Here is a 13,378-nt window from a genome sequence, read left to right on the forward strand (position 1 = left end):
GAGCAGAGACCGCGGGCCGGTGCGGCCTCTGCGCGGAGATTCACTCCATGATCGTGGAGATCTGGAACTTGGCACCGAGTGGATCGGCCACCGACGCGAGACGGCCGAAGGGCGTGTCCTCGGGATCGCGCAAGACGCTGCCGCCGAATTCGACGACCTTGGCGACGGCCGCGTCGGTGTCGTCCGCCCCGAAGTACACCTGCCAGAACGACGGCACCTCTGCCGGGAGGAACGAGCTGGCATCCATCAAACCGGCGACGACGGTGTCGCCCTGCTTGGCCTGTGAGTACCGGAACTCGTCGCTGTCGCCGATGGACTCGTAAGTCCAGCCGAACACGTCGGTGTAGAACGGCAGGACCGCGGCGTAGTTCTTGGACAAAGTCTCGTGCCACACCGGGGCTCCGGCCTCGCCGACCAGACCGAAGCCGTGGTGCTGATCTGCCTGCCAGATACCGACGACTGCACCGGCAGGATCGCCCACGATCGCCATGCTGCCCTGGGGACCGACCTGCATCGACGGCATCATGATCATTCCGCCCGCGGCTTCGGCCTTGGACGCCGACGTTGCCGCATCAGTCGAGGAGATGTAGGTGGTCCAGACGTTGCCGTACGGGTTTCCCTCCTGCTGAGGTCCGAGCCCGGCGATGGGCTGCCCGTCTTTGCTGAAGATCGCGTAGCCGCCGTACTGCGGGTCGTCGTTTGTGTCAGTCTGCCAACCGAACACGTTGGTGTAGAAGGATTTGGCGACCTCGGTATCGGAGCTGGTGAGGTCGATCCAACAGGGTGTTCCGTCGAGCGCTGTGCGTGCGGGCATCTGAAACTCTCCTTTACCGAAACGGATACACAAGTACGGGTCGCGCAAATGCTTGGCCGAGGAAGGCGCGAATCTCACGCTACGCGCGTACCCCGACACATTCCCAGGGCTCGAGAGCTTTGGAGTATTTGACCGTTCGCGCTTACCGGTGGGCCGGACCTGCCGACGTAGTCGATCGCCGAATCGTCCTTGATACGCCGAAGTTGATGGGGCACTTGCTCGATCGACAAGGCCGTTCAACGGGTGTGGTGCCGGTACGTGTCAGCTCGTGATCAGCCCCGTGCGATCGAGCCACGCGAGCGCATGACGGGTGAACTCGTCCGGAATCTCCAACTGTGGGGTGTGGCCGGTGTCGCCGAGAATGATGGTGGTCCAGTGTGGATGTGCGGTAGCAGCTGCCCGTGCAGCCTCGACCGGGACAAGACGATCGCGATCGCCGTGCATCAGGAGTGTCGGAGTCGTGATCTCTCGCAGGGTCTTTCGATACGAAGCCGGACGGGCGAGGGTCATCAACAGTGACCGTGCTGCCTGGAGGAATTCTGCATCCTGGGTGGGTTCGCCGCGGCGAATCGCAGTCAAGGCGGCGCCAGCGTCGAGGACTGCGGGATCGGCTCGCGTCGGATCGGCAAAACACAATCTGGTCATCTGAGCGGCCAACTGCCGGTCGGACATCTTCCGGCGTCCGAAGCCGAGAACCTGCTCACCGACGTACGGCATCGAGTAGAGCGCGAATTGGGCGGCGACGGTCAGATCGGGAAGTTGGACGGGCAGTGGGAGCGCCGGATCCACCAGGACCAGGCCGGCAACTGATTCGGGATTGGCATGGGTCGAGATTGCCGAGACCATTCCCCCCATCGAATTGCCGAACAGGACGGCAGGTTCACCTACTACTGTCTCGAGAAAGCGATTCAGGAGTGCTGCGTTGGCGTCGACGCCGGTGTGCCGCCCACGGGCAGAGGTGAGTCCGAATCCAGCGAGGTCCAGTGCGTACACACGCGTGCGCGCCGCCAGCGTCGGTGCCACCCGCACCCAGTTCAGGTGCGAGCCGCCCAGTCCGTGAACGAGCACGATGGGCGGCGCTCCGCTGGGACCGCCGAAGTCGATCCAGTGAACATCACCGCCGAGATCGGTGATGTTGCTTGTCCCGCCCCACGGGTGTGTGAGGGTGCTTCCGTCGGCGAGTTCGGCCGAAACAGCGGATTCCATACCTGACAGGATGCACCGAGGCGCGGTTCCAGTCACGCTCTCGTCCCGGCTCGGGATCCGAAACTGTGTCCTCGATCACGGACTATCGGGAAGCTCGGGAAACGGGCAAAACGGAATTTGACTGGTGTCAAGCACTTTTCGCGGTTGTTGCCGCTTTCCGACGGCCGTGGCGCGCGTCCGGCGGAGGTCGGTTCGGGCATACTGAAAACCATGTGGTGGATGGTCGGGCTCATTGTTCTGGCCGCGCTGGTTTTGGCATCCGTTCTGGTCGGTTTCGTTTTCCGCCGCCCGATCGCCGAAGCCAAGTCGGCGGTGCTTGCCTTCGACGACGCCAGCCCTCAGCCCCAGCGCGACTGACCACCGTCGAGCGGAATTGTTGCTCCAGTCAGATACGCGGCATCCGGGCCGACCAGGAAAGCCACCGCGGTGCCGATGTCCGTTTCGCAGTCCCCGATCCTCCGTAGCGGAATCCCGGCAACAAAAGCGGCAGCCTCTTCCGGACGCGCATCTGCCCAACGCTGTAGCCCGGGCGAGGATGCATGAGGAGCAACCGCGTTGACTCGGATCCCGTCGACGCCCCATTCGCACGCTGCTGCGCGACTGAGGGCTCGGACGGATTCCTTCACGGCCGCGTATCCGCCGTAGCCGGCGGCGTCCCAACGGACGGCCACGGAACTGACCATGTTGATGATCGCCCCGCCGCCGCGCTCCTTCATGAACGGGTAGCAGGCTTGCATTGTTCGCAGCGTCGCGACGGGACCGGAAGTCAATCCGTCGGCAAGGCGCTCCGGAGTGAGGTCGAGGACGTTGCCGAGCGGGTTGAGGCTGGCGTTGTTGATCAGGATGTCGACGCCGCCGAACAGTTCCACGGTTCGCGCCACGGCAGCGGTGATGGAACCCGCGTCGGCGATATCCACGAGCACCGGTTCGGCACGGCCTCCGCGTTCGGTGATCTCGTTACATGTGACGACGAGTTTCGACTCAGTGCGGCCCGCCACCGCGACGGAAGCACCTTCCTTGGCAAGCGCAAACGCAACACCCTGGCCGACGCCTTGCCCTGCGCCAGTGATCAGCGCCACTTTTCCATCCAACTTGCCCACTGCTGTTCTCCTGCTCGTCATTCAACGGTTCCCGAAGCGTTGTCCGAATCGCGCATTGTTACTCGTGGGTTCCCGCTGGATGAGATGTGAGTTACGTCCCACTTGGTGGCACCACTTTAAAACTCGGCTGTCTTACGTATATTGTGAGCGCCGTTACATACCGGGCGCGCGGACCGCGTACACATTCCATGATGAGGAGATAGACATGGGTTCCACAGAAGCAGATCTCAAGCTCTACGGCGAGATTGCAAAGGGCATCGGCGGACTGGCCGGCCTCTTCACCGGTGTTGCTGCAATCATCGGCCTGGGCACCGCCCTCGCACCGCTTTCCTGATCCGTTTTTCGGATAGGTAGCACTCCGGCCCGCGACCTGAAGGCATTGCCTTCGTGGACGCGGGCCGGAGGTTTATCTGTACCTGAATACCTGTGTCTTGCAGGCACATTCAATTCTGTGATGCGTCAATTGCCGCCGGAACATCCACACCTTCTTCGTGGGCTTGGGGTCCGAAGTTCGGCAGCGGAGTGAAGTCGAGTGCCGCCTCCGAACCGCGGTAATGGCGGAAGTAGAAGAGGGATCGGTCGGGCCGCACCAGGCTGTCCGGTTCGCTTGTCTTCCATCCCCAGTGGACGTCCGCTCGCAGAATCTCCGACAGCCTCACGATGTTCTTGCAACCATGGCTCTGTAGCCCAAGGCATTTCAATTCCTCGACGTCTCGCAGTTGCCCGTCGCGCGTCCACCTGGATTCGTAGACCAGAGCATCGAGAACAACACGGTGTGAATCCGCCTGAGTAACTCCGGCAAGTAGAACCTCCCAGTCCAATCCTGGTGCGTGTTCGAGGTATTCGTCGGCGTCGATGAATGCTGCCCACGCGACGGTGTCGCGGTACCGGCTCACGTAATCGACGTAGGCCTCTACCTGTCCGTGCACGATCCGACCGTCCTCCTCGCGCGGTTGCCAGTCGACGATCGTCACCGGAAGGTCGTGCAGTTCTTTGCGGAATGCGACCTGAACTTCACTGTCCGACATCGATCGGGTGAAGGCGCCGTAAGAGTTGCCTCTCTTGTCCTCGCTGCGGCCGTGCCAACGGTTGAGACTGAATGCGCTTGTCTTGCGGGTGGACCCGACGGAACCGGTGTTGTCGTAGAGAACAACCTCCCAGCCCTGCTCGATGTGGTGCAGGCACCAGTCCCTGATGAAGGGGAGATGTTCGCGGGGGAGCAGGACCGCAACCACGGCGCGGCGTCCGGTGTCAGAGCTGGTCGGTTGCTTCATCGGATCTGTGATCACCCGACACACGATAGTGCTCTGCGTGGATGTGAGTTACTCGATGTTGATCGCAGAATATTGGTCGTCAACATTGACACATCTATCAATTTGTCTCATAGTCGAGTCATGACAACATCTGTGTCACATTCGCCACGGTTTGTTCCTTCCACCGGGGAGTCCTGGCGTTCGCCGTGGGCCATGTACGACGCATTGCGCGAGAACGATCCGGTGCACAACGTTGTGCCGGAAGCCTCGCCGCAGGACGACTACTGGGTGCTCACCCGTCACGAAGACGTCTACAACGCCGCTCGTGATTACGAGACGTACTCGTCGGCAAAGGGATTGACCACTGTCTACGGTGAACTCGAGCAGATCGGGATGCAGGATAATCCGCCGTTCGTGATGCAGGACCCGCCCGTGCAGTCGGAGTTCCGGCGCATGGTGTCGAAGGGATTCACCCCGCGTCAGGTCTCGGCGGTCGAGCCGATGGTCCGCGAATTCGTCGTCGAACGTATCGAAGCGTTGAAAGCGCGTGGCAGTGGCGATATCGTCGTCGAGCTCTTCAAGCCGTTGCCGTCGATGGTTGTCGCACACTATCTGGGTGTGCCGGAATCGGACCGTGACCAGTTCGACGGCTGGACCGAGGCCATTGTCGCTGCCAATTCGGCAGGTGGCGTGGCCGCGGCAGCGACGACGGCGCAGGCCGCCACCGGTGAGTTGATGATGTACTTCGCGTCGCTGATCGAACGCCGCAAGGTCGAACCGGGTGACGACACGATTTCGCACCTGCTCGCCGCTGGACTCGGTGAAGACGGCGACATGTCCGGCCTGCTGTCGATTCTGGGCTTCGCCTTCACCATGGTGGCCGGTGGAAACGACACCACGACAGGAATGCTGGGTGGTTCGGTGGCGATGCTGACCGAACGCCTCGATCAGCGTCAGATCCTGCTGGACGATCCCGCATTGATCACCGACGCGGTCGACGAGTTGCTTCGACTCACCTCACCGGTCCAAGGACTGGCACGCACCACGACTCGGGATGTGGCTTTGGGCGGCAAAGTGATTCCGGCAGGACGTAAGGTTCTGTTGATGTACGGTGCGGCCAATCGTGATCCCGAAAAGTACGGACCCGACGCGGCGGAGTTGGACGTCTTGCGTCGACCGCAGAAGATTCTCACCTTCAGTCATGGCGCCCACCACTGTCTGGGGGCGTCGGCAGCTCGGATGCAGGCTCGAGTTGCGTTGGAAGAGTTACTCTCCCGGATTCCAGATTTCCATATCGACATCGACGCGATGCAATACGCGCCGGGCAACTACGTGCGCCGTCCACTCACAGCGCCGATGTCGGTGACCCGGCCGTGAGCAACGACTGGCTCGGTGAGGGGCGCGCCTTGGCGGCAGCCGAGAAGATCCTCGACAGTGCGGCGCAACTGTTCGTCGAGAAAGGTGTCAACGCCGTCGGTATGGCGGAGATAGCCTCTGCTGCAGGATGTTCCCGGGCCACCCTGTATCGGTACTTCGAGAATCGGCAGGCCCTTCACATTGCATTCGTTCACCGCGAAGCGCGCAGGCTGGGAACTGCGATCGCGGAATCGGTAGCGACCATCGATGATCCGAGCGAGCGTCTCGAAACGGCGATGCTCACCGCAGTCTCCGCGGTGCGCAGCACTCCGACGTTGGCTGCATGGTTCACTCCGGGTGATGCGAGTCTTGCAGGTGAACTTGCCAATTCATCCGACGTCATCAACGGACTGGGCGTCGCGATGCTCGGTGAAAACGGAGCAGGCACAGCGTCACGAGCACGCTGGATCGTGCGAGTGATCCTCTCACTGCTCATGGTGCCGGGGGCGGACGAGAACGACGAGCGGACGTTGGTGCGTGAGTTCGTTGCTGCGCTGTTGAACGCTGGACGAACCACGTGATCATCCCTTCCGGGTGATGCGCGAGGACTACGTGGCGATCGAGGATGAACCGGTATCCAGACACAGGACACCGCGAGTTCCCGAGGAGCGTAAGAGAAGATGACTACACCATCCGAACTCGACCCCAAGCCCGCTACCGAAGCGACTCGCCTTGCGAATGCCCAGGTTCTCCGTGATCTTCCGTTCGATGACACATTCGACTTCGAACTGATTTCTCGAGGTCTGGTAGCGCCACTCATCGACGGCGGGTTGGTCAAGGGTGACAGAGGACAGTTCATCTTCTCCTACGGCGCCTACGGGTTCGCCGACGGCGAAGCGCCGGACACCGTCAACCCGAGTCTCTGGCGCCAAGCCACTTTGATGGGAAAGGGCGGCGGGCTCTTCAAGCTTGCCGATCGCCTCTACCAGGTGATCGGCCAGGACTTGTCGAACACGACGATCATCGAGGGCGATACCGGGTTGATCATCGGTGACACCCTGATGTCCGCGGAAACAGCCGCTCTTGCGCTGGAGTTGTACTACCAGCACCGCCCCAAGGTCCCGGTCAAGGCAATTATCTTCACACACTCCCACGGCGACCATTTCGGCGGAGTCAAAGGATTTGTCACCGACGAAGAGATCGAGTCCGGTGCCGTAAAAGTCTATGCACCAGACAGTTTCACGGAGGAAGCGATCTCCGAGAACGTGCTCGCCGGAACGGCGATGACGCGTCGCGGAATGTACATGTACGGATCATTCCTGCGTCCAGGCCCGCAGGGGCAGGTTTCCGGTGGTCTCGGACTGTCCACGTCGCACGGCACGTCGACGTTCGCGGTGCCGACCGACGTCATCACCGAGCCGGTACACGAAGAAGTCATCGACGGTGTGCGCGTGACGTTCATGCTCGCACCGGGCACCGAAGCGCCGTCCGAAATGCTGTTCTATCTACCCGATTTCAAGGCGCTCGGGTCAGCGGAGGACGTCACGCACACAATGCACAACCTGTACACGTTGCGCGGCGCCAAAACTCGCGACGCCAAGGCCTGGTCGCACTACGTTCGTCTGGCGATGGAACTTTTTCCCGACGTCGAAATCATTTTCGCGCAGCATCATTGGCCCACGTGGGGCAACGACAAGATCTTGAAGCTGATGTCGGATCAGGCAGACCTGTACAAGTATCTGCACGATCAGACGTTGCGTCTTGCCAACAAGGGACTGACACCGGTAGAGATTGCCGACCAGATCGAGGTACCCGACGCCATCGGAAAGCAGTGGTACAACCGCGGGTACTACGGCTCGCTCAGTCACAACGTCAAAGCGATCTACACCTTCTATCTCGGTTGGTTCGACGGCGTTCCCGCTCACCTCAATCCTCATCCGCCGGTGGAGAACGGCAAGCGCTATGTCGAAGCCGTCGGCGGACCCGATGCGCTTCTGACCAAGGGCAAGCAGGCGTTCGACGACGGCGACTATCGCTGGGCGGCGGAGCTGGTGAACCATCTGGTGTTCGCCGATCCGAGTAACCAGAAAGCCCGAGAGTTGTTGGCGGACACGTACGAACAACTCGGCTACCAGGCCGAGAACGGTACGTGGCGCAACTTCTACTTGGTCGGAGCGATGGAATTGCGGCATCCGCTGGCACCGATGCCGTCCAACAACCCCACCGGCCCGGCCGTTGTCGCCGTGATGCCGCTCGAGCAGATGCTGGACTTCTGGGCAGTTCGCCTCGACGGTCCCAAAGCTGCCGACGTCGACCTGTCGTTGCGATTCGTGTTGTCGGACACTGCGGACAACGTCCTGGTCACAGTGCGCAACGGCGTGCTGAATTACGACACGGACAAGGCAGATGCTTCGGCCGCCCTGACTCTGACCTTGACCCGTGCCGTGTTCAACGAGGTGTATCTGGGAACGACCTCGCTCACCGAATCCATCAAGGCCGGAACGGCAAAAGCTGTGGGAGATCAGTCTGAACTGGAGACGTTCATCTCGCTGCTGGAGGACTTCGATCTGTGGTTCGACATCGTGACGCCGTGACAGTCGCACCAGTCACGCCGTGACTGGTGCGACTGATCGATGATCAGTGTTCGTGAATGATGACTCCGCGCATGATCTTTCCCGACTTCATGTCGTCGTAGCCCTGGTTGATGTCTTCGAGGCGGTACTCGGTGGTGACCATTTCGTCGAGCTTCAAGAGCCCGGCTTCGTAGAGGTTGAGTAGACGGGGGATGTCGGCGCGAGGATTGCATTCGCCGAACAGGCTTCCGCGGAGCTGTTTTTGGAACAGGGTCATTTCGGCGAGGTGCAACTGTGTGTCAGTGGCACCCATTGGTGAGACCGCTGTCAAGACTACGCGGCCACCCTTGCGGATCAGTCCGACCATTGGCTGGATCATGTCGCCGCTCGCCACCCCGACGGTCAGGATCGCGACGTCAGCCATGACGCCCCAGGTCAATTCGTTGACCAGCGTCATGGCCTCGTCGATCGACGAAGCAAAGTGGGTCGCTCCGAGAGTTTCGGCCATGGCCTTCTTGTCCGGCGAGATGTCGACTGCCACGATGTGCCTCGCGCCCGCGATCTTCGCCCCCTGGATTGCACTTCCACCGATCCCGCCGATTCCGACGACGACCACGGAGTCGCCGGGCGAGACCTCACCGGTGTTGACGGCAGATCCCCAACCGGTGGTGACTCCGCAGCCGACGAGGCAGGCCTTCTCGAGGGGAATCCATTTGTTGATCTTCACCACGGACGCTTCCGGCACTACCGTGTAGTTGCCGAAAGTTCCCAGAAGCGAGAAGGTTCCGACGTCGTGCCCGCGAGCTGTCGCGCGGTACGTCCCGTCGACCTGTGCGCCGGCCATCAGAATGGCGCCGAGGTCGCAGAGGTTGCTCTGTCCGACTGCGCACCAACGGCAGCGTCCACACGAGGGAATGAAGGAGAGGACGACGTGATCGCCTACTTCGACGTCTCGCACGCCGGGGCCGACTTTCTCCACTATGCCCGCGCCTTCGTGGCCACCGATCACGGGGAGTGGGACTGCCAGATCACCGGTCACAGCATGATCGTCGGAGTGGCACATGCCGCTGGCAACCACTTTGATCAGGACTTCACGTTCTTTCGGATCTGCGAGCTCGATCTCCTCGACACTCCACGGTGTGTTGTGATCCCACAGCACTGCGGCCTTCGCCTTCATCGACATTCCCTTCGAGCGTGCTTCGCGGCGCAGTGTCTTCTCGTCTGCTCCTGGACACATGCTGTCTCCCTTCGGGGGCCTAGGTCATGCATCTGCGCGCCACGGTCTGGTGTTTTCGCGCCGTTTCGCCAATCCATGAAGTGAATTTGCGATAACCTTAGTTATGGTCACCACCCGGTCTGGAGAGAAGACTGCCGACGGCATTCCTGTCGGCATGGGAGGCCACTGGTGGGAATCTCGTCTGCGGGAGCAATTCATTCCCCTTGATGTGCAGGTATCCCGATCGATTCTCCGCGAGGGATTCGCCGCATCGGTCAAGCGACGCTCGCTGGACGACTTCGGTCTCGTCGACCTCAGCTGCGATCCGTGCACGGGAAAGCGAACCGCAACTCAGGTATCCGACGCCACAGAAGACTGGGTCGTGCTGATCGCAATCCGGTCAGGACGCGAAGCGCTGACACGAGCAGGTGAGACGATTCTCGTGGGCGCTGGTGACGTAGTTCTGTGGGATACGCGCAATCAGGCCGAGTTCGAGGTGCTGGAGTCGATTCGTTCGATTAATTTGCTGATTCCTCGCTCGGCCCTGGCGGAAGTCTCCGGTCGAGCGTGGCCGGCTTTCGGCGGCGCGCTGGAACGGGACTCACCGTCGGTACGTTTGTTGGTTTCCTATCTGTCGATGCTGGCCGATTCGTTGGCCGAACTTCCTGAATCCGCGGTATCAGCGGCCAGAAATGCCACCCTCGAACTGTTCGACGGGGCGGTGAGCCAGACCATCGGAACTGAGGACGCTGTCGGTTCCGCCGCGCTGCGCTTGTCGATCGATGCCTGGATCGACGGGCACCTGTGTGATCCGTCGTTGTCGTTGACCTCTGTTGCCGCCGCCCACGCGGTCTCGGCCCGGACGGTCCAGCGAGTTTTCGGCCGATCCGGTGAGACGTTCAACGGGACGGTACGGGCGCGGCGGTTGGCCAGGGCACGCGAGGAATTGCGTCGCACGAACAGTTCGATCACCTCGATCGCCACCCGATGGTGTTTCTCCGACGCAAGCCACTTCTCGCGACTTTTCAAAGAACGGTTCGGGACTTCTCCGGCGGCCTTCCGCTCTCGGAAAATGCGGAGCTGACGTCGGGGCCTACTCGAATCGGGAAGGATCTCCCGCGCCGACGCGCACGATCTCGGGGGCACCGGACGAATAGTCGACCACCGTGGTGGGCTCGGTGCCGCAGTCACCCGAGTCGATGACGGCGTCGAGTTGGTGGTCGAGTTCTTCCTTGATCTGCCAGCCGTCCGTCATCGGCTCCTCGGCGCCGGGCAGGAGAAGGGTGCTGGAGAGGATCGGTTCACCCAACTCTTGCAAGAGCGCCCGCACTACCGGGTGGCTGGGGATACGCACTCCGACGGTCTTCTTCTTGGCGTGTGCCAGTCGACGCGGAACTTCCTTCGTGGCGGGAAGGATGAACGTGTACTGCCCAGGCGTAGCGGCTTTCACCGCGCGGAACGCCGAGTTGGTGACGTGGACGAAGTGCCCGAGCTGCGCGAAGTCGGCACAGACCAGCGTGAAGTGGTGATCCGACCGCAGGTGACGGATCTCGCGGATCCGATCGGTGCCCGAGTGATTGTCCATTCGGGCACCCAGGGCGTAGCAGGAGTCGGTGGGGTAGGCGATGACCGCGTCGTTGCGCAGCATTTCGACGATCTGGCTGATCGCGCGCGGCTGCGGGTTTTCCGGGTGAACGTCGAAATATCGGGCCATCAACCCAGCTTAGTTCAGCTTGCAGATCACGAATGCCGTTCACCGTTCAGACTGTGGTCGGCGAGCAATCCCGTCAGCTCTTCGGCGTAGGCGAGTTGCTTACGTAAGTGTGTGCAGCTTTCTTCCGCCCGGGTATGGCAGGCGGTGACGAATTCGGTTGCGGCGGTTCGTGTTGACGCGTCCGAAGCTTCGTCGCCGAGCACTGCCAGGGAATTGAGGAGTTGTTTCATTTCTTCGAGACTGAATCCGAGCGGCTTCATTCGTCGGATTACCAGTAGCCGTTGGACGTCCGCCTCGGTGTACAAGCGGAATCCTCCGGCGGTCCGCTCCGATGGAGTGACCAGACCGACCTCGTCGTAATGACGGATCGTCTTGATCGACAGTTCGGTGCGTTCGGCAACCTGCCCGATCTGCATGTTCTGTCCCTGGACCGCATGTTCCGGCTCAGACATCACTCCTACTTTCGTCGCGCTGGGCTTCCATACTCTCAGTGACCGTCACCCAGTCGTCCGGACAGGCGCAGATGGCGCTCGGCCGATGCGTCGTCGAGCCCCACGATCTCGACATTCTTGCCTCTGGCCGCGTACTTGGTGGTGATCGCGTCCAGTGTCGCCACGGTCGACGCGTCCCAGACATGAGACTCGGACAGATCGATGACAATGTTCTTCGGGTCGTCGACATAGTCGAACTGGTAGATCAGATCGTTGCTGGATGCGAAGAACAGCTCGCCTCGAACCGCATAGACACGGGTGTCCTCGTCCGGATGCGCGACGTCGATTACTTCGGTGAGATGCGCGACGCGGCGGGCGAAGATGACCATCGCGGTGATCACTCCGACGATCACGCCGTAGGCAAGATTGTGGGTCGCGACGGTGACCGCCACGGTGACCAGCATGACCACTGTCTCGCCGATCGGCATGCGGCGCAGGGTCTTCGGATTGACGCTGTGCCAGTCGAAAGTGCCGACCGAGACCATGATCATGACGGCTACCAATGCGGCCATGGGAATCAACGCCACGACATCGCCGAGGCCGACCACGAGTATCAGCAAGAACACGCCCGCCAGGAAAGTCGAGATTCGAGTGCGAGCGCCGGAGACCTTGACGTTGATCATGGTCTGGCCGATCATCGCGCACCCTCCCATGCCTCCGAAGAAGCCGGTGACGATGTTCGCGACGCCTTGGCCCCACCCTTCTCGGGTCTTGTTCGAGTGAGTATCCGTGACGTCGTCGACGAGCTTGGCCGTCATCAACGATTCGAGGAGGCCGACGAGCGCCATGGCCAATGCATACGGAGCAATGATCGACAGTGTGTGCATGTCCAGAGGGACGTCGGGGAACAGTAGCGTCGGCAGGCTCGACGGAAGCTCGCCTTCGTCGCCGACATTGGGGACGTTGAACGCGAAAATGACTGTGGCGCTGGTCAGTAACACGATCGCCACCAGCGGAGCCGGGACCGCGCTGGTCAGTTTCGGCAGGAATACGAGTATCAGTAGGGCGACGGCCAGAAGTGGGTAGACGAGCCACGGAACATCGATCAGGTGGGGGAGTTGGGCAATGAAGATCAAGATGGCCAGTGCATTGACGAATCCCACCATGACGCTGCGCGGGATGAAGCGCATCAGCTTGGCGACGCCGAGGAGGCTCAACACGATCTGGAGCAGGCCGGCCAGAAGGACTGTCGCAATCAGGTAGTCGATTCCGTACTCGCGCGTCAGTGGAGCGACGACCAGTGCGACGGCGCCGGTAGCTGCGGAGATCATTGCGGGTCGTCCGCCGACGACGGCGATGGTCACTGCCATCGTGAACGACGCGAACAGTCCTACCCGCGGATCGACGCCGGCGATGATCGAGAACGAGATCGCCTCGGGAATCAGTGCCAACGCCACGACCAGTCCGGCCAAAACTTCCGTTTTGAGACGGCGAGGTGACCGGAGCGCGGCCCGAACCGAATTGTCGTTGGTGGATGAAGCGATGGTTACTGCCATGAGATTCCGTCCTGACGAGGTTCTCATACTCTACCCTCCCGTAAGGGTAGAGTATGAACGGAGTTCTCACTACGGCGCGAATTCCTGTCGAATTATGTTTCCCCGCAGTGAATCTCGAACCGCGAGATTGATCGAGAGAGGCAAGGCTCGCGGCGGCGG

14 protein-coding genes are annotated in these 13,378 nt (G+C 61.3%); 6 read left to right on the forward strand and 8 right to left on the reverse strand.

Features of this window, described 5'->3' with window-relative positions; all coding sequences use genetic code 11:
• Positions 1–40: 40 nt before the first annotated feature.
• Both ACKAMS_RS22925 and ACKAMS_RS22930 read right to left on the reverse strand, forming a co-directional pair.
• A complete protein-coding gene (locus ACKAMS_RS22925; protein WP_019747156.1) occupies positions 41–814 on the reverse strand; it encodes a VOC family protein in 774 nt (257 codons plus the stop codon).
• 261 nt (positions 815–1,075) lie between these two features.
• Positions 1,076–2,020 (reverse strand): alpha/beta fold hydrolase, encoded by a 945-nt coding sequence (locus ACKAMS_RS22930; protein WP_408989582.1) that lies wholly within the window; start codon positions 2,018–2,020, stop codon positions 1,076–1,078.
• A gap of 219 nt (positions 2,021–2,239) precedes the next feature.
• Here ACKAMS_RS22930 and ACKAMS_RS22935 point away from each other — a divergent pair, with 219 nt between their 5' ends.
• Entirely contained in the window at positions 2,240–2,377 is a 138-nt protein-coding gene (locus ACKAMS_RS22935; RefSeq protein WP_256063691.1) for a hypothetical protein, read from the forward strand.
• Here the strand turns inward: ACKAMS_RS22935 and ACKAMS_RS22940 are convergent.
• Positions 2,359–3,120 carry an SDR family NAD(P)-dependent oxidoreductase gene (locus ACKAMS_RS22940; protein WP_020723638.1) on the reverse strand — a complete coding sequence of 254 codons (762 nt, stop codon included), beginning with the start codon at positions 3,118–3,120 and terminating at the stop codon, positions 2,359–2,361. The genes ACKAMS_RS22935 and ACKAMS_RS22940 overlap by 19 nt on opposite strands.
• A 205-nt stretch (positions 3,121–3,325) precedes the next feature.
• Between ACKAMS_RS22940 and ACKAMS_RS22945 the strand changes: the two genes are divergently transcribed.
• A complete protein-coding gene (locus tag ACKAMS_RS22945; RefSeq protein ID WP_046378037.1) occupies positions 3,326–3,454 on the forward strand; it encodes a hypothetical protein in 129 nt (42 codons plus the stop codon).
• 109 nt (positions 3,455–3,563) lie between these two features.
• Here the strand turns inward: ACKAMS_RS22945 and ACKAMS_RS22950 are convergent, their stop codons facing one another.
• The gene (locus ACKAMS_RS22950; RefSeq protein WP_408989583.1) at positions 3,564–4,409 is read right to left on the reverse strand and encodes a glycosyltransferase family 92 protein; all 846 of its coding nucleotides are present in this window, start codon (positions 4,407–4,409) and stop codon (positions 3,564–3,566) included.
• Between the two features lie 105 nt (positions 4,410–4,514).
• Between ACKAMS_RS22950 and ACKAMS_RS22955 the strand changes: the two genes are divergently transcribed.
• From ACKAMS_RS22955 to ACKAMS_RS22965, 3 genes are all read left to right on the forward strand, one after another.
• Entirely contained in the window at positions 4,515–5,750 is a 1,236-nt protein-coding gene (locus ACKAMS_RS22955; RefSeq protein WP_084326934.1) for a cytochrome P450, read from the forward strand.
• On the forward strand, positions 5,747–6,310 hold the full coding sequence (locus ACKAMS_RS22960; protein WP_060938324.1) for a TetR/AcrR family transcriptional regulator: 564 nt from the start codon (positions 5,747–5,749) through the stop codon (positions 6,308–6,310). Before ACKAMS_RS22955 ends, ACKAMS_RS22960 begins: the two co-directional genes overlap by 4 nt.
• Positions 6,311–6,409: 99 nt before the next feature.
• Positions 6,410–8,323, forward strand: a complete 1,914-nt coding sequence (locus ACKAMS_RS22965; protein WP_408989584.1) for an alkyl/aryl-sulfatase — start codon at positions 6,410–6,412, stop codon at positions 8,321–8,323.
• 43 nt (positions 8,324–8,366) lie between these two features.
• Here ACKAMS_RS22965 and ACKAMS_RS22970 read toward each other — a convergent pair whose 3' ends face one another.
• Positions 8,367–9,479 (reverse strand): NDMA-dependent alcohol dehydrogenase, encoded by a 1,113-nt coding sequence (locus tag ACKAMS_RS22970; protein WP_024487546.1) that lies wholly within the window; start codon positions 9,477–9,479, stop codon positions 8,367–8,369.
• A 163-nt stretch (positions 9,480–9,642) separates the two neighbouring features.
• Here ACKAMS_RS22970 and ACKAMS_RS22975 point away from each other — a divergent pair, with 163 nt between their 5' ends.
• Positions 9,643–10,602, forward strand: coding sequence for a helix-turn-helix domain-containing protein (locus tag ACKAMS_RS22975; protein WP_408989585.1), 960 nt, complete (start codon positions 9,643–9,645; stop codon positions 10,600–10,602).
• A 9-nt stretch (positions 10,603–10,611) separates the two neighbouring features.
• Here ACKAMS_RS22975 and ACKAMS_RS22980 read toward each other — a convergent pair whose 3' ends face one another.
• The 3 genes from ACKAMS_RS22980 to ACKAMS_RS22990 are packed head-to-tail and all read right to left on the reverse strand — an operon-like array spanning position 10,612 to position 13,219.
• The gene (locus tag ACKAMS_RS22980; protein ID WP_019747165.1) at positions 10,612–11,232 is read right to left on the reverse strand and encodes an L-threonylcarbamoyladenylate synthase; all 621 of its coding nucleotides are present in this window, start codon (positions 11,230–11,232) and stop codon (positions 10,612–10,614) included.
• Positions 11,233–11,258: 26 nt separating this feature from the next.
• Positions 11,259–11,684 carry a MerR family transcriptional regulator gene (locus tag ACKAMS_RS22985; protein ID WP_019747166.1) on the reverse strand — a complete coding sequence of 142 codons (426 nt, stop codon included), beginning with the start codon at positions 11,682–11,684 and terminating at the stop codon, positions 11,259–11,261.
• Between the two features lie 35 nt (positions 11,685–11,719).
• Positions 11,720–13,219, reverse strand: a complete 1,500-nt coding sequence (locus tag ACKAMS_RS22990; RefSeq protein WP_182262504.1) for a SulP family inorganic anion transporter — start codon at positions 13,217–13,219, stop codon at positions 11,720–11,722.
• Between the last annotated feature and the right edge of the window lie 159 nt (positions 13,220–13,378).

Source organism: Rhodococcus sp. 5A-K4 (genome assembly GCF_046097995.1).
Lineage (GTDB): Bacteria > Actinomycetota > Actinomycetes > Mycobacteriales > Mycobacteriaceae > Rhodococcus_F > Rhodococcus_F erythropolis.

What these genes read in the sequence shown, in the direction of transcription:
- ACKAMS_RS22925 (WP_019747156.1), bottom strand. Translation starts at nt 814, where the DNA reads ATGCCCGCACGCACAGCGCTCGACGGAACACCCTGTTGGATCGACCTC.
- ACKAMS_RS22930 (WP_408989582.1), bottom strand. Translation starts at nt 2,020, where the DNA reads ATGGAATCCGCTGTTTCGGCCGAACTCGCCGACGGAAGCACCCTCACA.
- ACKAMS_RS22935 (WP_256063691.1), top strand. Translation starts at nt 2,240, where the DNA reads ATGGTCGGGCTCATTGTTCTGGCCGCGCTGGTTTTGGCATCCGTTCTG.
- ACKAMS_RS22945 (WP_046378037.1), top strand. Translation starts at nt 3,326, where the DNA reads ATGGGTTCCACAGAAGCAGATCTCAAGCTCTACGGCGAGATTGCAAAG.
- ACKAMS_RS22955 (WP_084326934.1), top strand. Translation starts at nt 4,515, where the DNA reads ATGACAACATCTGTGTCACATTCGCCACGGTTTGTTCCTTCCACCGGG.
- ACKAMS_RS22965 (WP_408989584.1), top strand. Translation starts at nt 6,410, where the DNA reads ATGACTACACCATCCGAACTCGACCCCAAGCCCGCTACCGAAGCGACT.
- ACKAMS_RS22970 (WP_024487546.1), bottom strand. Translation starts at nt 9,479, where the DNA reads ATGAAGGCGAAGGCCGCAGTGCTGTGGGATCACAACACACCGTGGAGT.
- ACKAMS_RS22975 (WP_408989585.1), top strand. Translation starts at nt 9,643, where the DNA reads ATGGTCACCACCCGGTCTGGAGAGAAGACTGCCGACGGCATTCCTGTC.
- ACKAMS_RS22980 (WP_019747165.1), bottom strand. Translation starts at nt 11,232, where the DNA reads ATGGCCCGATATTTCGACGTTCACCCGGAAAACCCGCAGCCGCGCGCG.
- ACKAMS_RS22985 (WP_019747166.1), bottom strand. Translation starts at nt 11,684, where the DNA reads ATGTCTGAGCCGGAACATGCGGTCCAGGGACAGAACATGCAGATCGGG.
- ACKAMS_RS22990 (WP_182262504.1), bottom strand. Translation starts at nt 13,219, where the DNA reads ATGGCAGTAACCATCGCTTCATCCACCAACGACAATTCGGTTCGGGCC.